General features: G+C 37.7%; 20 protein-coding genes. 13 read left to right on the forward strand and 7 right to left on the reverse strand.

Annotation, left to right across the window (positions count from 1 at the left end):
• Positions 1 to 16: 16 nt before the first annotated feature.
• On the reverse strand, positions 17 to 952 hold the full coding sequence (locus FORMB_RS06435; RefSeq protein WP_069676673.1) for an SPOR domain-containing protein: 936 nt from the start codon (positions 950 to 952) through the stop codon (positions 17 to 19).
• Positions 953 to 1,013: 61 nt separating this feature from the next.
• Entirely contained in the window at positions 1,014 to 1,745 is a 732-nt protein-coding gene (locus FORMB_RS06440) for a Bax inhibitor-1/YccA family protein (protein ID WP_197493451.1), read from the reverse strand.
• Positions 1,746 to 1,911: 166 nt separating this feature from the next.
• Here FORMB_RS06440 and dprA point away from each other — a divergent pair, with 166 nt between their 5' ends.
• Positions 1,912 to 3,012, forward strand: coding sequence for a DNA-processing protein DprA (gene dprA / locus FORMB_RS06445; protein WP_069676674.1), 1,101 nt, complete (start codon positions 1,912 to 1,914; stop codon positions 3,010 to 3,012).
• Here the strand turns inward: dprA and trpS are convergent.
• The 3 genes from trpS to FORMB_RS06460 all read right to left on the reverse strand — a co-directional run bounded on the left by trpS (position 3,009) and on the right by FORMB_RS06460 (position 4,835).
• The gene (trpS, locus tag FORMB_RS06450) at positions 3,009 to 3,977 is read right to left on the reverse strand and encodes a tryptophan--tRNA ligase (protein WP_069676675.1); all 969 of its coding nucleotides are present in this window, start codon (positions 3,975 to 3,977) and stop codon (positions 3,009 to 3,011) included. The genes dprA and trpS overlap by 4 nt on opposite strands.
• An 86-nt stretch (positions 3,978 to 4,063) precedes the next feature.
• Positions 4,064 to 4,498 carry a UPF0158 family protein gene (locus FORMB_RS06455; protein ID WP_069676676.1) on the reverse strand — a complete coding sequence of 145 codons (435 nt, stop codon included), beginning with the start codon at positions 4,496 to 4,498 and terminating at the stop codon, positions 4,064 to 4,066.
• Positions 4,491 to 4,835 (reverse strand): DUF3024 domain-containing protein, encoded by a 345-nt coding sequence (locus FORMB_RS06460; protein WP_069676677.1) that lies wholly within the window; start codon positions 4,833 to 4,835, stop codon positions 4,491 to 4,493. Before FORMB_RS06460 ends, FORMB_RS06455 begins: the two co-directional genes overlap by 8 nt.
• Before the next feature lie 305 nt (positions 4,836 to 5,140).
• Between FORMB_RS06460 and FORMB_RS06465 the strand changes: the two genes are divergently transcribed.
• The gene (locus FORMB_RS06465) at positions 5,141 to 6,304 is read left to right on the forward strand and encodes an ATP-binding protein (RefSeq protein ID WP_069676678.1); all 1,164 of its coding nucleotides are present in this window, start codon (positions 5,141 to 5,143) and stop codon (positions 6,302 to 6,304) included.
• 131 nt (positions 6,305 to 6,435) lie between these two features.
• On the opposite strand, the gene FORMB_RS06470 is transcribed toward FORMB_RS06465, so the two are convergent.
• Entirely contained in the window at positions 6,436 to 7,122 is a 687-nt protein-coding gene (locus FORMB_RS06470; protein WP_069676679.1) for a hypothetical protein, read from the reverse strand.
• Positions 7,123 to 7,444: 322 nt separating this feature from the next.
• On the opposite strand from FORMB_RS06470, the gene FORMB_RS06475 reads away from it, so the two are divergent.
• On the forward strand, positions 7,445 to 8,188 hold the full coding sequence (locus tag FORMB_RS06475) for a lysophospholipid acyltransferase family protein (protein WP_069676680.1): 744 nt from the start codon (positions 7,445 to 7,447) through the stop codon (positions 8,186 to 8,188).
• 175 nt (positions 8,189 to 8,363) lie between these two features.
• Here FORMB_RS06475 and recA read toward each other — a convergent pair whose 3' ends face one another.
• Entirely contained in the window at positions 8,364 to 9,368 is a 1,005-nt protein-coding gene (recA, locus tag FORMB_RS06480; RefSeq protein WP_069676681.1) for a recombinase RecA, read from the reverse strand.
• A 181-nt stretch (positions 9,369 to 9,549) separates the two neighbouring features.
• Here recA and trhO point away from each other — a divergent pair, with 181 nt between their 5' ends.
• The 10 genes from trhO to FORMB_RS06530 all read left to right on the forward strand — a co-directional run bounded on the left by trhO (position 9,550) and on the right by FORMB_RS06530 (position 21,813).
• Entirely contained in the window at positions 9,550 to 10,617 is a 1,068-nt protein-coding gene (gene trhO / locus FORMB_RS06485) for an oxygen-dependent tRNA uridine(34) hydroxylase TrhO (protein WP_069676682.1), read from the forward strand.
• Between the two features lie 162 nt (positions 10,618 to 10,779).
• The gene (locus tag FORMB_RS06490; protein ID WP_069676683.1) at positions 10,780 to 11,970 is read left to right on the forward strand and encodes a PSP1 domain-containing protein; all 1,191 of its coding nucleotides are present in this window, start codon (positions 10,780 to 10,782) and stop codon (positions 11,968 to 11,970) included.
• The gene (locus FORMB_RS06495) at positions 11,960 to 12,457 is read left to right on the forward strand and encodes a gliding motility lipoprotein GldH (protein WP_069676684.1); all 498 of its coding nucleotides are present in this window, start codon (positions 11,960 to 11,962) and stop codon (positions 12,455 to 12,457) included. Before FORMB_RS06490 ends, FORMB_RS06495 begins: the two co-directional genes overlap by 11 nt.
• 5 nt (positions 12,458 to 12,462) lie before the next feature.
• Positions 12,463 to 14,802 carry a penicillin-binding protein 1A gene (locus tag FORMB_RS06500; RefSeq protein WP_069676685.1) on the forward strand — a complete coding sequence of 780 codons (2,340 nt, stop codon included), beginning with the start codon at positions 12,463 to 12,465 and terminating at the stop codon, positions 14,800 to 14,802.
• A gap of 56 nt (positions 14,803 to 14,858) precedes the next feature.
• Positions 14,859 to 15,560, forward strand: a complete 702-nt coding sequence (locus FORMB_RS06505; RefSeq protein ID WP_069676686.1) for a CoA transferase subunit A — start codon at positions 14,859 to 14,861, stop codon at positions 15,558 to 15,560.
• Positions 15,561 to 15,562: 2 nt separating this feature from the next.
• Positions 15,563 to 16,216 carry a 3-oxoacid CoA-transferase subunit B gene (locus FORMB_RS06510; RefSeq protein WP_069676687.1) on the forward strand — a complete coding sequence of 218 codons (654 nt, stop codon included), beginning with the start codon at positions 15,563 to 15,565 and terminating at the stop codon, positions 16,214 to 16,216.
• Between the two features lie 112 nt (positions 16,217 to 16,328).
• Positions 16,329 to 16,559, forward strand: coding sequence for a hypothetical protein (locus tag FORMB_RS06515; protein WP_069676688.1), 231 nt, complete (start codon positions 16,329 to 16,331; stop codon positions 16,557 to 16,559).
• A gap of 52 nt (positions 16,560 to 16,611) precedes the next feature.
• The gene (locus FORMB_RS13350) at positions 16,612 to 16,857 is read left to right on the forward strand and encodes a type II toxin-antitoxin system RelE/ParE family toxin (RefSeq protein ID WP_197493452.1); all 246 of its coding nucleotides are present in this window, start codon (positions 16,612 to 16,614) and stop codon (positions 16,855 to 16,857) included.
• A 447-nt stretch (positions 16,858 to 17,304) separates the two neighbouring features.
• Positions 17,305 to 20,319 carry a SusC/RagA family TonB-linked outer membrane protein gene (locus FORMB_RS06525; protein ID WP_069676689.1) on the forward strand — a complete coding sequence of 1,005 codons (3,015 nt, stop codon included), beginning with the start codon at positions 17,305 to 17,307 and terminating at the stop codon, positions 20,317 to 20,319.
• A gap of 9 nt (positions 20,320 to 20,328) precedes the next feature.
• The gene (locus FORMB_RS06530; protein WP_069676690.1) at positions 20,329 to 21,813 is read left to right on the forward strand and encodes a RagB/SusD family nutrient uptake outer membrane protein; all 1,485 of its coding nucleotides are present in this window, start codon (positions 20,329 to 20,331) and stop codon (positions 21,811 to 21,813) included.
• The last annotated feature ends 13 nt before the right edge of the window (positions 21,814 to 21,826 follow it).

Genomic DNA, 21,826 nt, shown 5'->3' on the forward strand with positions numbered 1-21,826 from the left:
ATAAAATTGAAGTGTATTACGGAATGTCTTTTATCAACAACCATGCGGCACGATTTTCTGCCTTTCTAATTTTGAACAATGCTTTTTCAGCGTCTTTTCGAGTTTCAAAGCTTTCATACACAACCTGATGTAAACCGTATCTATTGACACCGATCAAACGTGCATTATAGCCCAAAGCTTTCAGTTGTTGTAATTTTCGTTCGCTATTTGCTTTCACTCTAAACGCTCCAGCTACGATATGAAAATCGCCACTTTGTTTTTTTAAACTCACCATGACAGCAGGCAATGGATTGTCAATTACAAAAGTAGCTTCTTGTATTTTAGTGTCTAAGGTTGCATTGGCGGTAGATTGTGCTACATTGTTTTGCTGCTCAATTTGAGAAAGGTATATATTAGATCCAATAGATCCACCCAAGCCAAGTGCCAGTACTGCAATGGCTGCATATTTCATGTATAATCCAGACTTACGTCTAGGAGCCAAGGCAATCGCACCCGAAGCTTCTAGTTTCTGAACAACCGCTTGATGCGCTTGTCGTTCTACAGAAGGGGATACAAAAGAAGCCAAGCCAAAAGACTCGGTCATATAATTGAGACTGTCAGCCGGTACAAACAAGATTTTGCCTTCTTCAGAAGCGGTTAATTCTCCAATATGATTGAACTCAACAGTGTCTCCTTTTTCTAAACGTGATTTTAATTGAGAAACTTGTTGCTCAATTTTGTGAGTAGCACCTTCAAAACTAATGTTTTCTACATCAGAAATATAGGAAGCCAGAAGGCCGTCATTAGATTGAAGCTGTCCATTAAATGACAACTGTTTCTGTGGCGGATAAAAATCACTCGTAGCCTCATTAATTCTCGCCGATATTGGATGCGATAAAAACGCTCCAAAGTGAGGGAGTGTAACGCATTCATAGCGGTATAGTAAATCGCTGATGTACTGACTTAGTTGCATAAATTCAAAGTTAGAAAATTTTTCATCATAAAAAAGTCTTTTTTTTATAATATCAAAGTTTTTATTTTCGAGAGCTCAGTTTTCCAAGCAATTTGAGTATTTCAAGGTACAACCAGATAAGTGTTACCAACAACCCAAACGCTCCATACCATTCCATGTATTTTGGAGCGCCATTCGCCGCGCCTTGTTCAATGAAGTCAAAATCCATCACTAAATTTAAGGAGGCGATAACGACCACAAAAAGAGAAAAACCAATGCTTAACATGGAGGCATTTGTAGGATCCATAATTGGCAAACCGCTCCCTCCAAACATACTCATTAAAAAACTAATTAAATAGACCACACCAATCCCAGCGGTTGCTGCAAATACGCCTAATTTAAAATTCTCTGTTGCTCGGATTATTTTTGTTTTGTAAGCGAATAAAAGCGCAAACAAAATTCCTAAAGTAAGTGAAATGGCTTGAGGAACAATGCCAGGTTCAAATGCATCTGCATACATTTTAGAAATTCCACCAAGTGCCAATCCTTCTAAAACCGCATAGATTGGAACCGTAATCGGTGACCATTCTTTTTTAAAGATCGTTACAATCGCGACGACCAAGCCTCCAATAGAGCCAATAAGCACATAATCCATAATCGCATTGCTATAGGTATAATAGGCCGCAAACAATAAGATTCCCATACTAATAGCGGTTTTATTTACGGCACCATCAAGGGTCATCACTTCATTTGAGGTAGATTTTAAGTTTTCAAAACTTTTTTTGCTGAGGGCGGGATTTCCTGATTTTATCATTGTGGGCTTGATTAATGTATAATTCGTTTTTCTTCTAACAAATTTATAGAAAAATAACAAAATAAAAAAGGGAGTCTGTTAAAGCTTGAATTTAAGGCAACCAATGAAATGAAAAATTCATTACTTTTGAACAGCTTATTGCCCAAAAGCTCAAATCGAAAATGCTATGAACACGCCTCAATTACTGTACGCCCTCGCCTTGCAGGCCGTGCCCAATATTGGTGATATTACCGCCAAAAAACTGATTCATCACTGTGGAAGCCCCGAAGCGGTTTTTAAAGAATCCAAAGTCAACCTTTTGAAAATTGAAGGCATCGGCACGCATACCATCAAAAATATCAGTGTCTCCAAATATCTCAAAGCGGCCGAAAAAGAGCTTGATTTTATAGAAAAACAATCGATTCAAGGGTTGTATTTTGAAGATTCTAACTATCCGTTTAAACTAAAACACTGTATTGATGGCCCCATTGTGTTGTTTCAAAAAGGAAGTATTGACTGGGACAAACAGCCCATTATTAGTGTTGTTGGCACCCGAAAAATCACGACTTATGGGCTGGCGCAGTGTGAAAAAATAATTGAAACCCTCGCGGTTTTCAACCCCATTATTGTATCTGGATTTGCGTATGGAACAGATATTGCGGCGCATAAAGCAGCATTAAAACACCAACTGCAAACGGTGGGCTGTATGGCGCAAGGCCTTCAAAATACGTATCCAAAACAACATCTCAAATATCGAAATTTGATAGAAAACCAAGGCGGGTTTGTAACCGATTTTTGGAGTACAGCGATGATGGATCCTTCTAATTTTTTAAAACGCAACCGTCTTATTGCAGGATTGAGTGAGGCCACAATTGTGATTGAATCTGCTGAGAAAGGAGGGAGTTTGGCTACAGCGACGATGGCTCTTGATTACAATAGAGAGGTGTTTGCGCTTCCCGGACGCATTACGGACAGTCAAAGTCAAGGCTGTCTGAATTTGATTAAAACTAAAAACGCACATTTGGTTTCTAATCCAGCAGACATTCCTTATATCCTAAACTGGTCGCTCGAAACCCAAAAAAAAGTGATCCAAAAAAAGTTGTTTGTAGAACTCGATTCCGACGAGAAAATTATTTATAACTATTTAAAAAAAGAAGGAACCTCTGTCTTGGATATTATAGCGATCGCATGCGAAATGCCCACCTCTAAAGCGGCTTATTTATTATTAAATCTGGAATTAAAAGGTGTTTCTCGACCCCTGCCCGGAAAACAATTTGAGTTGGTTTAGTAGCCTATTTTCTCACGAACACGTGCTAAAACAGCATCAGCCACAGCGGCGGCTTTTTTAGCGCCTATGGAGAGGGCTTGGTCTATTTCTTCTAGGTTGGACATATAATAATTGAAACGCTCTCTTGGTTCGGAGAATCGCTCACATATCAGTTCAAACAACGCCTGTTTTGCATGGCCATAGCCATAACCACCTGCTTCGTAGTTTTGTTTCATCTCCGTTATTTGCGCCTCTGAAGCTACGAGCTTATAAATGGCAAAACAATTACAGCTTGCCCAATCTTTTGGAGCTTCAAGCGCTGTGCTATCGGTTTGAATGGACATGATTTGTTTTCGCAAGGCTTTATCCGTTTGAAAAATATCAATGACATTGCCTTTACTCTTGCTCATTTTTTGTCCATCCAGTCCTGGGATGAGCATGTTTTCTTTTTGAATTTTAGCTTCAGGGATGACAAAAACCTCGCCTATTTTAGAGTGCACTCTAGAGGCCACATCTCGGGTCATTTCAATGTGTTGGAGCTGGTCTTTCCCCACAGGAATAATATTGGCATCGTACAGCAAGATGTCTGCAGCCATCAACATTGGGTAGGTGAACAACCCGCCATTCACATCTTCCAAGCGGTCTGCCTTGTCTTTGAAACTGTGGGCTAATTCCAATCGAGAAAACGGAAAAAAGCAGCTTAAATACCAAGACAACTCCGTGACTTGCGGTACATCGCTTTGTCTGTAAAAGACTGTTTTTTGGATGTCCAAGCCAAACGCCAACCAAGTAGCGGCCGTGGCATAGGTGTTTTGTCGCAGTGTGTTCGCATCTTTAATTTGAGTGAGCGAATGCATATCGGCAATAAATAGATAAGAATCGTTTTTTGGGTCGTTACTCATTTCAATTGCAGGAACAATTGCACCTAAAATATTTCCTAAGTGCGGGGTGCCTGTACTCTGTACGCCTGTTAAAATTCTTGCCATTTTCTATTTTTTATCCGAATGAAAAGCAAAGGTACTTTTTTTGAGGCAATCCCTCAATATTTTTAGGAGTTTTGAGTGTGGGGGTTCTATCTAGGTGCTATGCCACTGTCTAATTGACGCTCTACTATTTGTTCCAGCACATTTTGTTTAAATTCAAACCAACTTTGTCTGAAATTAGACTGGTCGATTTTATGTTTAAAATTCTGAAATGGCTTCTTACTCGTCAAAATAGTTTTCAACTCTGTTTTAAGTTTTTTATCAGTTATCTGACCAACAAATAATTCCATAATTTTAAATGACTCAAAACCTCTCAAGGCTTCAAATTTTATAAAATCCGACGGACTCTTTTTAATTTTTTGTAAATCGGTTTGAAAAGCTTCTTTAAAATGCTCCTCGTCCAAAAATTGCGAAAAGCTTGGGATTGCTATAATTTCATTTGTTTTTGAATTGTAATAGCAGTCAAATCCACAATCTAATTCTTGTGCGATATTTTTAACGATATTTTGTTTAGGATCATCCAAAAAAGCAACTGTATTTATCTTCTTTTATAATTTCTATTATTTTTTCTAAGTGAGAAGATTCTGGAAATGGCTCGTAAATCTCCCATTTTCCACTTGCTCTCATCCAAAATAAACTCCATTTATTTCTTGATTTGTAATATCGAATTTTTGCAAATCCAAATTGCTCTTTCTTTTTTGGGTCATTCCAGACAGGTCTAATTTCATTTAGGATTACTATTTTTCCATCATAGGAGTATCCAATATCAATTTGTTCTCGAATATCAATATTTTCTGACCGCAGTGATTCCACATATTTTCTTATTATGAATTCATTTATATCAATCGTTTTATTTGTCATTTTTTTATGTTCTGTTAAGTCAGTAAATCGAAGATTCTACGCAGTCAAACTTTGTGGATCAGGGATAATCGCTTTCTCGGTTCTATTGATTGTGAAGATTGCGATTTGGGGGTCTAAATTTCAGTTCAATGTACAAACTTTTATAATAACTTCAAAAAAGGTGCTTCTAAAATTTTGTGATTCGTGTAACGGTTTAGCGCTTTTTTACTTGCCAACACCATCAACAAAAGAAAAACAACACATCCAAAACTGTACAGTTTTGCAATTCAATTGCATAATTGTACAGTTTTTTGTAACTTTGCTGCATGATACAAAGAGAAATCACAAAGAAACTTTTAGAGATTAGTAACTATTATCAGATTATAACAGTTACGGGCCCTAGACAATCTGGTAAAACAACCTTAATAAAAGATGTTTTTAAAGAGTTGCCTTATGTATTATTAGAAACGCCAGATATTAGACAAAGAGCACAAGAGGACCCCAAAAGTTTTTTAAGCAACTATTCTAAAGGCGCCATTTTTGATGAAATACAAAACGTCCCAGAACTGTTTTCATATCTACAGGGAATAATCGACGAAAACAGCGCTATAAAATTTGTGCTTTCAGGTTCTCAAAATTTTTTGTTGTTAGAAAAAGTAAATCAAACCTTGGCTGGCAGAACGGGCATTCTAAAATTACTACCCTTTTCTACCGATGAATTGAAAGACTCTAACCATTGGAATGAAAATCCGTTAGAATTTGTGTTTAAAGGAATGTATCCAAGAATTTATGACAGAGGCATTCCCCCAGAACTATTCTACTCAGATTACATACAAACCTATGTAGAGAGAGACGTCAGAAGCATCAAAAACATAGGGAACTTATCAAATTTTAGTCGTTTTTTAAGCTTATGTGCTGGTAGAATTGGGCAGCTTCTAAATATTGATTCTTTAGCATCGGATGTAGGTATTGCCAGCAATACAGCAAAAGAATGGCTGTCTATTTTAGAAGCAAGTTATATTATTTATACCCTAAAACCACATCATAAAAATTTCAATAAACGCCTCGTCAAACGCCCAAAACTTTATTTTTACGATACGGGTTTGGCCTGTAATTTATTGCAAATAAACTCTGTGAATGAATTAGACATGCACTTTGCAAAAGGGAATTTATTTGAAAATTTTATTCTAACGGAACTCCTAAAAAAGCGTTTCAATAATGCAAAAACCTCCAATCTTTATTTTTGGAGAGATCATCATGGCAAAGAAATAGACTGCATTATAGAAAAAGCAAATTCGCTAATTCCTATTGAAATAAAATCCAGTAAAACCTATCAAAAGGAACACTTTAAACACATGAATTATTGGAATAAATTATCGGACAATTCAAAAGAGAATTCCTATTTAGTGTATGCGGGGAATGAAAGCGATCATTTAGCCTATGGTAACTTAATGAGTTGGAAGCATCTAAACAAAATTGATATGGATTGATTTTTCGATTTGCAAAGTCCCCCCAGTTGCAAAGTCTCCGACTTTGAGCCACGTATTTAATATTTTTTTATGTCCCGCTAAGTCAGGAAATCAAAGATTCGACGCAGTCAAACTTTACGGAGATGGGCTCGTTAAAATACAGCTTTTAAGCGGCTTAAAAGTTGAGAAAGTATTGTGTTGTCTAATTTAATATCAAAGCTATCGGCCACGTTACTTTGCAACTTAATAGAATCTTTGATATAGTTTTCTTGCGCTTCAAGGTCGAAGCGTTCCCATGAATTATTATTCTTTTTACCATTATGGTATTTCAACAATAATTGAATATTGTCAGGATGATGACTACCTTGATTTTCTTTACCCAAAAGTGCTTTTGCATGGTCAAGTTCGAAGTCTAAACTAAAATAATCTTTAAAAGCTTTTTGAATATTTTTAAATTCATCTAAACGGTAAATCTCAAAAATTTTCAACTTGTCTTTAGCTTGATTGATTATTTCAATACGTGTTATTGGCTCAATATCATCATTTAATTCTTTTTCTTGATTGCTTTGCTGTTCTTCAACAGTTATGTATTTCACTTTGCGTGGACGTTCGCCATCATCGATTAATACATTTTTAAAATTACCCGATGATAAACGTGATGAAATTCTTGCAGCAATTTCGCGTAAACCCGTTGTATTTTGTTTCTGAGCTTGAGCTTCTTTTTCAGCTTTTACCAACAAATCGGGATAAAGTTCACTTACTCTCTGCGCCCATTCGAAAACAGTTATAAATCCGGTAAATGTTTTTAAAGCTTCTGTGTATTTCTCATGAATTTTCATTTCACTTTATTTAAAAAAAATGGTTTCTATATAGTCTATTTAGGCTGAATCGCAAAACGTTTCATTTTTAAAAACACCGCATACATACACCGCTGCGTAACTACAGTCACTTAATATCTTACTTGAAAGTTGAATTGGTTAATAGAAGAATCAGATTTGAGGTCTAAATCCGAGATAAATGTAGCAAAAATTATTTAATTGCGGCTAGATAGGCGTCAATTTTAACTGAAAACATCCCTAAATTAGCGTTCTGTTTTTTCTGAATAGCAGTAAAATCATTTTTTTGTCCAACGGCTCAATTTTTTTAGTAGTTTTGAATTTCATGAAAATTATAAAATATCCGTTATGGGTTTTGTACAGAATTTGGTTCTATATGCTAGTCACATTGCCAATTCTCATCATGTTTCCTTTTTTGTTTTTGTCCGTATTAAAACAAAAATGGTACCCCATGTTTTTCAGGCTTGCGCGCATTTGGGCCAAGTGCATCCTTGTCGGAATGGGGTATTTTTGGACCGTGAAACACTCAGAGCCCCTCGTCAAAGGGCAGAGTTATGTGTTTGTAGCCAACCACACCTCCATGGCAGACATCATGCTGATGTTGGTAGCGTTTAAGAACCACCCCTTTGTGTTTATAGGTAAAAAAGAATTGGCTAAAATTCCAATTTTTGGATTCTTTTACAAACGCACCTGTATTTTAGTCGATCGCAGCAGTCCAGAAAGCCGAAAAGCAGTTTTTATACGTGCTCAAAACCGCATCAAACAAGGCTCTAGTATTTGTATTTTTCCAGAAGGAGGCGTACCAGAAGAGTCCGTTGTTTTAGACCGCTTTAAAGCAGGGGCATTCCGATTGGCAATCAATCACAAAGTACCTTTAGTACCCATGACATTTTTTGACAATAAAAAACGCTTGTCTTATACTTTTTTTAGTGGAAGTCCTGGAAAAATGCGGGTACAAGTACACCCAACCATCTCTACAGAACACTTAGAAATTGAGGACACTAAGGAACTAAGCGAAGAAGTTTTTAGTCTCATTTCAAATTCTTTGGAAGCAGATTTAAAGGCATAAAAAAGAGGCTGTCTGAAAAGTTTTTTTTCTTGTCAAGCTGAACTCGTTTCAGCTTCTCATCATTATTGTTTTTCAACATTTTGAGATTCTGAAATAAACCTGCCTACCGTCAGGCAGGTTCAGAATGACAGTTTTTCTACTTTTTATACAGCCTCCTTAAATTAAGCTATTTTTTTTAAGCCTCTCCTTTCAAAACTACTTTTATCTTAGCTTCTAGCTCATCCATCAATTCTGGATTGTCTTTGATCATTTGCTTTACAGCATCACGACCTTGCCCCAGTTTTGTATCTTCATAACTAAACCATGAGCCACTTTTCTTAACAATCTCATGTTCTACAGCCACATCTAAAATCTCTCCTACTTTAGAAACGCCTTGACCATACATAATGTCAAATTCTGCCAATCGGAACGGCGGTGCCACTTTGTTTTTCACAACTTTCACACGTGTTTTATTTCCTAAAACATTTCCATCACTGTCCTTTATTTGTGTCGAACGACGAATGTCTAAACGAATAGAAGCATAAAACTTTAAGGCGTTACCACCCGTAGTCGTTTCAGGATTCCCGAACATCACACCAATCTTTTCACGCAATTGGTTAATAAAAATCATCGTACATTTAGTTTTACTAATAGACCCTGTTAGTTTTCTTAAAGCTTGAGACATCAAACGGGCATGAAGTCCCATTTTAGAATCGCCCATTTCTCCTTCAATTTCACTTTTTGGAGTCAATGCCGCTACAGAATCAATCACCACCATATCAATGGCTCCAGAACGCACTAAATTATCGGCGATTTCAAGAGCTTGCTCGCCATTATCGGGCTGAGAAATAATAAGGTTGTCAATATCAATTCCTAAGTTTTGAGCGTAAAAACGGTCAAAGGCGTGTTCTGCATCAATAAAAGCTGCAATACCACCCGCTTTTTGGGTCTCAGCAATTGCATGTAAGGTCATGGTTGTTTTACCTGAAGACTCAGGACCATAGATCTCAATCACACGACCTCTTGGATAACCTCCAACGCCCAAGGCGATGTCCAATCCTAAAGATCCTGAAGAGGTAACCTCCACATCCACCACAGGGGCGTCACTCATTCTCATTACGGTGCCTTTGCCATACGCTTTGTCAAGTTTGTCTAACGTAAGCTGGAGGGCTTTTAATTTTGCATCTTTTTCGCTGCTCATAAGTCTTTTTGTATCTAGTTCTTTCTTCTTGCTAAAATAAGATATCTTTTGGAAAGTTTGAAAATTTTAACGAACCTTTTTGTAATATTTATGAAACGCTTTCTAACCCTCTTTTACTGAGGTATTCTAAAAATGAGTACCTTTGCAGTTCAATTAGTATAAACTTAAAAATTAGTATAGCATGCAACTGTACAATACGTTAAGCAATATTGAAAGAGCGGACCTCATCCAACAGGCAGGCAAAGAACGCTTGACGATCTCTTTCTACAAATATTCGAAAATCAACAACACCGAGTTGTTAAGAAACCACTTATTTCTATCTTGGAATCGTATGGATGTCTTAGGGCGGATTTATGTCGCACAAGAAGGGATTAACGCACAGCTTTCAGTTCCTGCCGATAACTTTGAGGCGTTTAAAACCCATTTAGACACCATTGATTTTCTAGAAAATGTCCGTCTGAACGTCGCGATTGAACACGACTTATTTTCGTTTTTAAAACTAAAAGTCAAAGTGCGTGATAAGATTGTTTCAGACGGTTTGAACGACGACACTTTTGACCCTTCAGACATAGGGATACACGTGAACGCTTCAGAATTCAATGCATTGATTGAAGATGAAAACACGGTGGTAGTGGACATGCGAAACCACTATGAAAGTGAAATCGGTCATTTTAAAAATGCCGTCACTCCTGACGTGGATACCTTTAGAGAATCTTTGGATTTAATAGAAGAAGACCTCAAGGATCATAAAGAAACCAAAAAATTGGTGATGTACTGTACTGGAGGAATCCGTTGTGAAAAAGCCAGTGCCTATTACAAGCATAAAGGCTTTAAAAATGTATACCAATTGGAAGGTGGGATTATTAACTATGCCCGACAAGTTGGGAATGCAAAAATTGAAAATAAGTTTATTGGAAAGAATTTTGTGTTTGATCAGCGCCGTGCCGAAAAAATCTCGGACGATGTCATTGCGAGCTGTCACCAGTGTGGCGCACCCGCAGACATTCATGTGAATTGTGCCAATGATGCCTGTCATTTACTTTTTATTCAATGTGATTCTTGTAAAGAAAGCATGGAAAACTGCTGTTCTTCGAATTGTATAGCCACCATCCACATGTCGTATGAAGAGCAAAAAGCACTCCGAAAAGGACAAGGCAATAGCAATGATATTTTCAAAAAAGGCCGTGCAGATCATTTGCCTTACAAAAAAGATTTGAGAAATATTTTTGCGACACTCGCTAAGCCCTAGCATTCTTAAATTTAAGAGAACCGCTTAAGTTTTCATAAGTTCAGAAAATAGCGCTCACCTCATTTTTTAAGTCCTTAAATAATCTTATATTTACGTTTTAGATCATAGAGTTAACACGCATTTGTAATGCTCATGCATTGACAAATTCAATATATATAAATTATGGGATGTACAAGCTGTTCAACAGGGAAAGACGGTCAGCCAAAAGGCTGTAAAAATAATGGAACATGTGGAACAGATAGCTGCAATAAGCTAACGGTTTTTGATTGGCTTGCGAACATGACCCTCCCCAATGGCGCAACTCCTTTTAATTGGGTAGAGGTTCGTTTTAAAAATGGACGGAAAGTATATTATAAAAACACCGAAAATTTAACCCTAAGTATCGGAGATGTAGTGGCAACTCAAGCCGCTTCTGGACATGATATTGGCATGGTGACCCTTTCGGGTGAATTGGTAAAGGTTCAAATGAAACGAAAGAAAATTTCTGAAAACCCAGAAGAAGTTTTTAAAATTTACCGAAAAGCTTCTCAAAGAGATATTGACATCTGGATTGAAGCCAGAGACAAAGAAGATGCCATGAAAGTCAAAGCAAGACAATTTGCGATTGACCTTAGGTTAAAAATGAAAATTTCTGACATTGAATTTCAAGGGGATGCCAGCAAGGCGACCTTTTATTATACAGCCGATGAACGGGTAGATTTTAGAGAACTCATCAAATTATTTGCAAGAGAATTCAGAACCCGCATCGAAATGAAACAAGTAGGCTTGCGACAAGAAGCAGCGCGACTTGGAGGCATTGGGTCTTGTGGGCGCGAATTATGTTGCTCAACGTGGTTGACCGATTTTAGATCGGTAAACACCTCCGCAGCGCGTTACCAACAACTGTCCTTAAACCCTTTAAAATTAGCAGGGCAGTGTGGGAAATTAAAGTGTTGTTTAAACTATGAATTGGACTCCTATTTAGATGCTTTAAAAGCATTTCCAAAAACAGAAGTCAAACTAAGAACAGAAAAAGGGACCGCTGTTTGTCAAAAAACAGATATTTTCAAAGGACATATGTGGTATGCTTACGAAGGAGAATGGATGAATTGGCACAAACTAACCACCACTCAGGCCAACGAGATTATTGCTCTGAATACTAAAAACCAAAAGGTTGCGAGTTTAGAAGATTATGCAGTCGAATTAGTTGAAGATACTAAAGCAGATTTTGAAAACGTTGTAGGTCAAGACAGTTTAACACGATTTGACGCCCCTAAAAATCAAAAGCGTAAAAACAACAACAGACGTAAAAACAACAACCGGAACAATAGAAATAACAGAAAACCTAGACCTCAAAATAACAATGCAAAGTAAATCAGTATTATGGGTCCTTCTTTTTGCTTTTGTAGCATTCTCATGTCAGCAAAACAAAGCGTTTGACCGCTATACATCTATTTCAGACCGTTGGGATAAACAACAAGTAATTAGTTACGATTTTATAGCCCCCGACACTATAAACCCTTATAACTTATTCGTTAATTTAAGAACGACCACTGATTATAAATTTAGTAATTTATTCTTGATCGTCGAGTTAGATTACCCAAACGGAAAAGTGACAAAAGACACTTTAGAGTATCTCATGGCGAAACCAAACGGGGAACTTCTAGGTTCTGGATTTACATCTGTAAAAGAACATAAACTTTGGTTCAAAGGTTTTGACGATTCTTTTGTGTTTAGTGAAGAAGGCAGCTATAAAATACAGATTCAACAAGCAATGCGCCATCGGGGAGAGCCGAATGGAGTTGCTCAACTCGAAGGAATTATTGATGTCGGTTTTAGTATTGAATCTCCAAATAAATAGATATTATGGCAAAAAAAAAGGCAGCATCTCTTGATTTTTCAAAACCCATTCGTTGGTTTTGGATGTGTTTTTTAGCAGCTGTTTTAGGGATTGCCCTCATTTTTCTTTCGGCCTCTTTTGGGCTTTTTGGCGACATGCCAGACACCACTGCCTTAGAAAACCCACGAACCAATTTAGCCACTGAAATCATTTCATCGGATGGGCAAACCCTTGGTAAGTTTTATTATGAAGACAACAGAACGCCTGTCGCATTTAGTGAATTGCCCAAGCATCTTGTAGATGCTCTTATTGCGACCGAGGATGTGCGGTATTTTGACCATGCAGGAATTGATGCGCGAGGCACTTTACGAGCGTTTGCATTTTTAGGGAAACGCGGCGGCGCGAGTACAATTTCCCAACAATTAGCACGTCAATTATTTGTAGGCGTCAGGTCTAAAAACAAACTAGAAACGGCGATTCAAAAAATCAAAGAGTGGGTGATTGCCACACGCTTAGAACGCCAATACACCAAAGAAGAAATTATTGCTCAATATTTTAACATCTATGATTTCGGAAACCAAGCCGACGGAATTCGATCGGCATCTAGAATTTATTTTGGAAAAGAACCTATAGATTTAACACTTAACGAATCTGCGATGTTAGTGGGAATGTTTAAAAATTCATCGCTTTATAATCCGCGTCCAACATCCAACCCTGTAGGCACCAAAAACCGCCGAAACGTCGTGTTAAGCCAAATGGCTAAATACGGATTTCTTGAAGAAACCATTAAAGACTCGTTACAACAATTGCCTTTAGGACTCAACTATTCTCCAGAATCACATCGGGAAGGGATTGCTACCTATTTTAGAGCCTACCTTCGAGGATTCATGAAAGAATGGGTCAACACCCCACAAAACACAAAACCCAATGGAGATAAATATAACATCTATAAAGACGGTCTGAAAATTTATACCACAATAGACGCGCGTATGCAGACTTTTGCAGAAACCGCGACTAAGGAGCATATGGCCAATTTACAAGCGGAGTTTTTTGTTCAAAATACGCCAAGACGAAATCGAACCGCCCCCTTTCTGGATTTAGAACCAGAAGAAATTAAGAGCCTGTTAGAGACAAGTATGCGCCGTTCCGAACGGTGGCGTAAAATGAAGTACGATCTAAAAAAATCTACTGAGGAAATTAAAGCCTCCTTTAAGAAACCTGTTCCCATGAAAATATTTTCATGGACCGCTAAAACCAATGAAATAGATACCATCATGACGCCCATAGATTCGATGCGTTATTATAAGTCCATTTTAAGAACAGGAATGTTGTCCATGGAACCTCAAACAGGGCACGTAAAAGCATGGGTTGGAGGCGTGAATTACAAGCACTTCCAATACGACATGGCCAAACAAGGCAAGCGTCAAGTAGGATCCACCTTTAAGCCTTTTGTGTATGCAGCCGCCATTGATCAATTGCACTTGTCTCCTTGTGATACCTTTCCAAAATCTCAAATCACGATTGAAGCCATGAAATATGGAAACATGAAGCCGTGGTCGCCTAAAAACTCAGGGGGTAACTATGGAGGATTTGAAACTCTGAAGTCGGCTTTGGCAAATTCTAGAAATACCATTACAGCACGCTTGATGAACGAAATTGGGCCACAACCCGTCATCAATTTAGCCCGCAGTTTAGGAGTAGAACAAAACATTCCCGCAGTGCCTTCAATTGCACTCGGAACCCCTGACTTAAGTGTGTACGAAATGGTGGCAGCATACTCCACCTTTGCAAATCAAGGCGTTTATACGACTCCCGTTATGGTCACTCAAATAGAAGATAAAAACGGAACGATACTTTACCAATACGCTCCAGAAACAAAAGATGTTCTTAGTAAAGAAGTGGCGTATGTGACGGTTAAATTGATGGAAGGAGTCACACAATTTGGTTCCGGGCAACGTTTGCGCCATTCGGCGCTTAAAAATGTACCGGTCTATAAAGAAATTGTCACAGGTTACCCTTATGAATTTACAAATCCAATTGCTGGAAAAACAGGGACTACACAAAATCAAAGTGATGGCTGGTTTATGGGAATGGTTCCCAATTTGGTCACTGGTGTATGGGTAGGTGGAGAAGACCGAGCCACTCATTTTAAATCAATCACTTATGGACAGGGTGCTGCTATGGCACTTCCTATCTGGGCAAATTACATGCGAAGCTGTTATACAGTTGAGGAATTAGGAATTTCAATAGAAGATTTTGTGGCGCCCGAGGACCTCACCATTGAAGTAGAGTGTGAGCCCATCCTTGAAGAGGGCGATCCGATCCCTGTTGACACCACTACAATTACGCCAGACATCGATTTCTAGTGAAATCGTTCAATTAATAAAATATTTTTTGTACTTTTTTATCCTAAATTAAAACCATGATAAATAAACAAGTAGCAGACGTAAAAGAAGCCCTCGACGGCGTCTCCAACGGAATGACCTTAATGCTCGGTGGTTTTGGATTGTGTGGAATACCTGAAAACGCAATTTCTGAACTAGTCGCCATGGACATTAAGGACCTCACCTGTATTTCAAACAATGCAGGAGTTGATGATTTTGGACTTGGATTATTACTCCAAAAACACCAAATTAAGAAAATGATTTCGTCCTATGTTGGCGAAAATGACGAGTTTGAACGCCAAATGCTTTCAGGCGAATTGGATGTAGAACTGATTCCACAAGGTACTTTGGCAGAACGCTGCCGTGCTGCACAAGCAGGGTTTCCAGCCATTTATACACCAGCAGGTTATGGAACCGAAGTTGCCGAAGGCAAAGAGACCCGCGAGTTTGATGGAAAGATGTATGTTTTAGAGACTGCTTTTAAGGCCGAATTTTCTTTTGTGAAAGCATGGAAAGGCGATGCCGCAGGGAATTTAATATTTAAAGGCACCGCAAGAAATTTTAATCCAAACATGTGTGGAGCGGCGACCATTACGGTAGCTGAGGTTGAAGAATTAGTACCCGTTGGATCTCTCGATCCCAATCAAATTCACATTCCTGGAATTTTTGTACAACGCATTTTCCAAGGAAAAGATTACGAAAAACGCATTGAAAAACGAACTCTAAGACAAAAATCATAAGCATGTTAGACAAAAATGGTATTGCTAAACGCATCGCACAAGAAGTCCAAAACGGATATTATGTAAATCTTGGTATTGGGATTCCAACACTCGTTGCCAACTTTGTTCGCGAGGATATTGAAGTTGAGTTTCAAAGTGAAAATGGTGTCCTAGGGATGGGACCCTTTCCTTTTGAAGGAGAAGAAGATGCCGATCTGATCAACGCAGGAAAACAAACCATTACGACCCTTGACGGCGCTAGTTTTTTTGATTCCGCCACCAGTTTTTCTATGATTCGTGGAAAGCATGTACACCTCACAATTTTAGGGGCGATGGAAGTTTCAGAAAATGGAGACATTGCCAATTGGAAAATCCCAGGCTATATGGTCAAAGGGATGGGCGGTGCGATGGATTTGGTTGCCAGTGCCGAAAATATTATTGTAGCGATGATGCACACCAATAAAAAAGGAGAGTCGAAGCTTCTGAAACGTTGTTCGCTTCCGTTGACGGGCGTTGGATGTGTTAAAAAAATCGTCACCAACTTAGCAGTTTTAGAAGTCACAAAAGACGGTTTTAAACTTTTAGAACGTGCACCAGGAATTTCTGTAGAAACCATTCAAAAAGCGACCGAAGGACATCTTATTATTGATGGGGTGGTCCCGGAGATGGAGTTGTAGGTTATTTGGAGTTAGATTGAATTACGATGATGAAAATAAAACGTCTAGTAATAATCCAAACATTATTTTTGATGTAGTTTTATTATATTTACAATATAAATAGTTTTTGATTATGACACATATAGAAGAAATTAGACAAAGTATTATAGATAAACTACTCTCGATTAACAGTGAAGAGTTACTATCTGCATTTAATAAGATTTTAGAATCAAAATCGGAAGATTTCATACAATTAACAAAAGAGCAGAAAGAGATGTTGCAAATGGGTAAAGATGATATTGTTAATGGGCGCATGATTCCACAATCTGAGGTTGATAAAATGGATGCTGAATGGCTAGGCTAGAATTGTTTTGGACAGAAACTGCTTTAAAACAACGTACAGATACATTCAAGTTTTGGAAAAAAAAAACAATAGTAACTTATATTCTAAACGACTTTCACGGGAGATAAAAGACCGAGCAAATAGATTACTAATTTTTCCGGAAATGGGTAAAAAAGTTGACTTTGAGAATATTAGAGTCATTTCTATTGAACATTTTAGTTTGTTCTATGAAATAGCTAAAAATAAAATTATCATAATTTCTTTTTGGGATAATAGAAGAAATCCTAAAAAATTATTGAAGCTATTAAGAAATAACTAAGACATTATTTTTATAGCATCGTTTAACTCAAAAGCCTCCCATAATACTTACACTCATACATAAATTTAATATTATTAATTATGATTTTAAATATGGCTACTCACAAGGCTTCATTTTTAAGTGCTGAAAACAAAGCGTATAGAAATAATTCAGAGGTTATTTTTGATGTAATTTTCTAGAACATCAGCTTTTTAACAATACATTTGAAATATAGAAGAACACTACATGACGATTTTCCACCTCAACAACGTCTCTACACACAAGGCGTTTCCAAAACCGCTTAAGACACCTGTCTTAAATTTTAAGTACCTTTCATTCAGTATTTTAGATTCAATTATCTTTACCAATTGAAGTTTTTTTCTCGTTGTATATTTTTTGTATAGGTAAAAATTTACACAACACAATGATTCCTATGTAGATTTATTGCAACCTAAAACTAAACTACTTATGAGGAAAATGTTCTTAAAAATCCTAGCACTGTTTTTTGTGGCTTTTACGAGCGCACAAACTATAGATGTTAGTGGAAATGTAAATGACAATGCGGGGATTCCCATCCCTGGTGCAAATGTTATTGTGAAAAACACGAGTAAGGGAGCGATTACCGATTTTGATGGTAATTTTATTATCTCGGGTGTTGAAATTGGTTCAACAATTACGGTCAGTTATATTGGATATATAACCAAAGAAATTGTGGTAACCGATAATTCAAAATTGACAATTCAATTAGAAGAAGACTTGGCGCAACTAGACGAAATCGTTGTGATTGGTTATGGAACGCAGAGGAAAAAAGAAGTCACAGGCGCCGTGAGCGTTGTGTCTAATGCTACAATTGAAAAGCTGAAGCCAACGCGTATTGAGCAAGCCTTACAAGGTCAAGTGGCCGGTGTAAATATTACTACCAATTCAGGGTCTCCTGGAGGGGCTTCAACAATAAGTATTAGAGGGGTCTCCACTAACGGTGATAGCCGCCCATTAATTTTAGTCGATGGAAATGTTGTGGAAGACCTGAGTGTTATAAATCCGAATGACATTGAAAGCATGAACATCCTTAAAGATGCGACTGCAGGGATTTATGGAGTAAGGGCTGCAAATGGAGTGATTCTAATAACCACTAAAACTGGGCGTAAAAATATGCCTTTGAAAGTTGAATACAGTGCTTATACGGGGTTTCAAGAAACGACTCGAAAAATACCTGTATTAAATGCGACGGAGTATGCCTTCATAGTGAATGAAGCTTATGCCAATGGGGGGAGTACACCACCATTTACTGATATATCTGACTTTGGAGTTGGTACCAATTGGCAAGATGAGGTCTTTCAATCAGCCGCGATACACAATCACAATATTGCATTTAAAGGAGGTACAGAAAAGTCGTCTTATTCTTATAGTGGTTCATTTTTAACACAAGATGGAATTGTTGGAGGGAGTAAATCCAATTTTACCCGTTTCACAAACAGTGCAAGCTATAATTTAGACTTCTTAGACAATTTTAAATTTAAGTCTGGGATTACTTTAACAAGGACTAATAAACGAAACCTCATAGAAAACACTTTAGGGTCTGTCCTTTTTAACGCCTTAAACATGGCACCCAATTTATCGGTAAGAGATGAAAATGGCGACTATTCCTTAGCCGACGGTTTAGGGGCTGAGGTCATTAATCCCCTCGCTCAAATGGAGAACACATACAATCGAACCAAGGTGATGAAAATTTTGGGGTTTGGAGGATTGTCCTATGATTTTTTAGATCATTTTACGGCATCTGCAAACATTCAATTTAGCTATGCTGAAGTAGAAAATAAAATATTTGATCCAATTGACAATTATGGTATAGGAAAAGTTTTTAATACCCAGAGAAGTATCGTTCAAGAGCTTTTGGACTTCTATCATGATTACACCTTCGATGCCTTTGTAAAGTACGAAAATACGTTTAACGATGTACATAAATTAAATGTCCTTCTAGGAACGTCTATTAATAAAACTACAGGTGAGCTTACAGGTAAAATAGGCTTTGAAATTATTGATAATAACATTGCAAATGCAAACATCAACCAAGCTATTGATGTTGAAGATAGATTTAAAGACCTAGGACGAAACGTAACGTTTGACTCCAGATTATTATCTTATTTTACGAGAGTGCAATACGATTATAAAGGCAAGTATTTATTCTCAGCTGTACTGCGTAGAGATGGGTCCACAAAGTTTGGTCCAGAGAATAAGTTTGGATATTTTCCTTCCGCATCCATTGGTTGGGTTGCGTCCGATGAAGAATTCATGGGCGAAAACAACTTTTTTGATTTATTAAAAGTGAGAGCCTCTTATGGAGTTTTAGGAAATGACAGAATTCCAAATTTCAGATACACATCCTTATTGAACGGAGAGGGCGTTTATTTTTTTAATAATCAAGAATATATAGGAACTGCTAGCGGCCCCATATCGAATCCAGCAATTAAGTGGGAAAAACAAAAAACCTTGGATATAGGATTGGATCTGCGATTTTTAAATGGAAAAGTGGACATTACAACCGATTATTTTAAAAGAAGAACAGAAGATTTGTTGGTACAATCTCAAGTCTCAGGACTGTTAGGGACTGGAGCAGCTCCGGTTGTAAATGCTGGAATCGTTGAAAACGAAGGTATTGAATTTGCTGTCGGGTACTCAGACAATTTTAGTGAAGATTTTAAATTCAATATCAAATACAATGTGACGGCCATAAAAAATGAAGTGGTTTCTGTAAGTGGAGAAGGTGAATATCTTGAAGGGGGCTTTTTTGGAATATCGCAACCCGCTATATCAAGAATGGAAGCAGGATTCCCGTTGGGTTATTTTATTGGATACCAAACAGACGGAATTTTTCAAACACAAGCCGAAATAAACAATTCAGCTGTGACCGCTGTGGCACCGCAACCTGGAGATTTTAAGTTTGTAGATCAAAATGGAGATGGCGTTATTAATTTAGATGATAGAGTCGATTTAGGGAATCCCTTGCCCGTGGCAACGATGGGACTTAATATATCGTTCGATTATAAGAATTGGGATTTTGCAGCTTACACCTTTGCATCCTTAGGAAATGAGATCGTCCGTAATTACGAACGGAATCAGCAATTGGTAAATAAACCCAATACGTATTTAGACCGTTGGACGGGCCCAGGCACCAGCAATAGCTCACCTAGAGTCACAACGGGAGCAACTTCAAACACCTCTTTTTCTGATTTTTATGTAGAAGATGGTTCGTTTGTTCGCCTACAGAATGCCCAAATAGGCTACACGTTTACGAGTAATGACGAAACCACGAAGCTAGACAAGCTCCGAATCTATATATCCGGAAGCAATTTGCTGACATTGACCAAGTACAGTGGTTACGATCCAACTGCTGGTACAGGAGCCCCTATTGGAGGCGGAATCGACCAGGGGTTTTACCCAACTGCTCGCACAATTTTATTAGGTGTTAACGTAAAATTTTAATTAATAATTATGAAAAATTTAAAAATTATTTATAGCCTCTTTACAATTTTTATCATGCTTTCTTGCAGTGATGATTTTGTAAATGTGGACCCACAAGACCCAAGTTCTGAATCCTTTTTTAACTCAGAACAAGATTATCAAGATGCACTAGTTGCAGCCTATGACTACTTACAAACAACCTCAAAATTTGTTCAATTTGCAGAAATAGCATCAGACAATACCTTGTGTGGAGGCGAAAGCGCAATAGACTCTCCTTACATTCAGCAAATTGATGATATGATTCATTCTGCTGTTGGTCAGGGGGATGGAGGATTACGGACCATGTGGCAATGGATGTATGAAGCCGTCAACCGTTGTAATTATATTATGGAGTTTCAAGACAAAACAGATTTTCCAAATAAAACAAGTGTCATTGCTCAAACGAGGTTTTTAAGAGCTTACTATAATTTCATCTTGGTAAAATGGTGGGGCGATGTCCCTATGTTGGTTGATCAGCGCATCCGACTTGGAGGTCAATACACTATTGACCGAACACCAAAAGCAGAAGTTTATGCATTAATTGAACAAGATTTAATTTTTGCGGCTGCCAACCTGCCCTATGTTCAAAGTCAAACTGGGAGAGCGACCAAAGGTGCTGCCGAAGCATTGTTAGGGAAAGCCTATTTGTATCAAGATAAATTTACGGATGCAGCTACAGTCTTAGAAAGTTTGATTAACAATGGACCACATCGATTATTGACCCCTACAGAATATCCTAATATGTTTGAACGTGATTGGGAAAACAATATAGAATCAGTTTTCGAGGTTCAGTACTCTGATGTTGATGGCGGAAGCTTTGACTGTTTCCAATGTCTTGAAGGGAATTACGCTTCATATTTTAATGGGCCAAGAGGATTTGTAGATTCTACTGGAAAATTTGATGCTGGCTATAGTTTTAACGTGCCAACTCAAGAAGTTGTTGACGCTTTTGAAGCCGGAGATCTTCGTTTAGAAACATCAATTTTAGACATTCAACAATATATAGCAAATAACCCAGGGTCTTCTTATGCTGCAAATCAAGGGTATGAACAAACAGGTTATTTTAATAGAAAAATAATGGCTAGAAAAGGGGACTTAAACATAGGAGATGCCGCGCTTACAAACCCTGATAATTACCGAGCCATTAGATATGCAGATGTGTTATTAATGGCAGCAGAAGCTTTAAACAGAGGAAGTATTAGTGACGCCAGAGCCTTGGGCTATTTAAATGAAGTTCGCACTAGAGCTATGTTACCTGATGCTGCATCATCAGGATCTAATCTTACCAATGACATTTACAAAGAACGTCGCGTAGAGTTAGTAGGCGAAGGACACCGTTTCTTTGATTTGGTAAGAACAGGGAGAGCAGCTGCAGAAATCGATGGATTCCAAGCTGGAAAAAATGAACTTTTCCCAATCCCTATTGAAGAGATCGTATTGTCTGGAAATCGATGGGATAATAATCCAGGATATTAAAATTTAAAAAATA

Source organism: Formosa sp. Hel1_33_131 (genome assembly GCF_001735745.1).
Lineage (GTDB): Bacteria > Bacteroidota > Bacteroidia > Flavobacteriales > Flavobacteriaceae > Hel1-33-131.

Bases quoted from the DNA above. Each gene is read 5' to 3' on its own strand.
- trhO (WP_069676682.1), top strand. From the start codon at position 9,550: ATGCAACTGTACAATACGTTAAGCAATATTGAAAGAGCGGACCTCATC.
- FORMB_RS06505 (WP_069676686.1), top strand. From the start codon at position 14,859: ATGATAAATAAACAAGTAGCAGACGTAAAAGAAGCCCTCGACGGCGTC.
- FORMB_RS06515 (WP_069676688.1), top strand. From the start codon at position 16,329: ATGACACATATAGAAGAAATTAGACAAAGTATTATAGATAAACTACTC.
- FORMB_RS06490 (WP_069676683.1), top strand. From the start codon at position 10,780: ATGGGATGTACAAGCTGTTCAACAGGGAAAGACGGTCAGCCAAAAGGC.
- FORMB_RS06440 (WP_197493451.1), bottom strand. From the start codon at position 1,745: ATGATAAAATCAGGAAATCCCGCCCTCAGCAAAAAAAGTTTTGAAAAC.
- FORMB_RS06500 (WP_069676685.1), top strand. From the start codon at position 12,463: ATGGCAAAAAAAAAGGCAGCATCTCTTGATTTTTCAAAACCCATTCGT.
- FORMB_RS06530 (WP_069676690.1), top strand. From the start codon at position 20,329: ATGAAAAATTTAAAAATTATTTATAGCCTCTTTACAATTTTTATCATG.
- FORMB_RS06495 (WP_069676684.1), top strand. From the start codon at position 11,960: ATGCAAAGTAAATCAGTATTATGGGTCCTTCTTTTTGCTTTTGTAGCA.
- recA (WP_069676681.1), bottom strand. From the start codon at position 9,368: ATGAGCAGCGAAAAAGATGCAAAATTAAAAGCCCTCCAGCTTACGTTA.
- trpS (WP_069676675.1), bottom strand. From the start codon at position 3,977: ATGGCAAGAATTTTAACAGGCGTACAGAGTACAGGCACCCCGCACTTA.
- FORMB_RS06510 (WP_069676687.1), top strand. From the start codon at position 15,563: ATGTTAGACAAAAATGGTATTGCTAAACGCATCGCACAAGAAGTCCAA.
- FORMB_RS06465 (WP_069676678.1), top strand. From the start codon at position 5,141: ATGATACAAAGAGAAATCACAAAGAAACTTTTAGAGATTAGTAACTAT.
- FORMB_RS06470 (WP_069676679.1), bottom strand. From the start codon at position 7,122: ATGAAAATTCATGAGAAATACACAGAAGCTTTAAAAACATTTACCGGA.
- FORMB_RS06435 (WP_069676673.1), bottom strand. From the start codon at position 952: ATGCAACTAAGTCAGTACATCAGCGATTTACTATACCGCTATGAATGC.
- FORMB_RS06460 (WP_069676677.1), bottom strand. From the start codon at position 4,835: ATGACAAATAAAACGATTGATATAAATGAATTCATAATAAGAAAATAT.
- FORMB_RS06475 (WP_069676680.1), top strand. From the start codon at position 7,445: ATGAAAATTATAAAATATCCGTTATGGGTTTTGTACAGAATTTGGTTC.
- dprA (WP_069676674.1), top strand. From the start codon at position 1,912: ATGAACACGCCTCAATTACTGTACGCCCTCGCCTTGCAGGCCGTGCCC.
- FORMB_RS06525 (WP_069676689.1), top strand. From the start codon at position 17,305: ATGAGGAAAATGTTCTTAAAAATCCTAGCACTGTTTTTTGTGGCTTTT.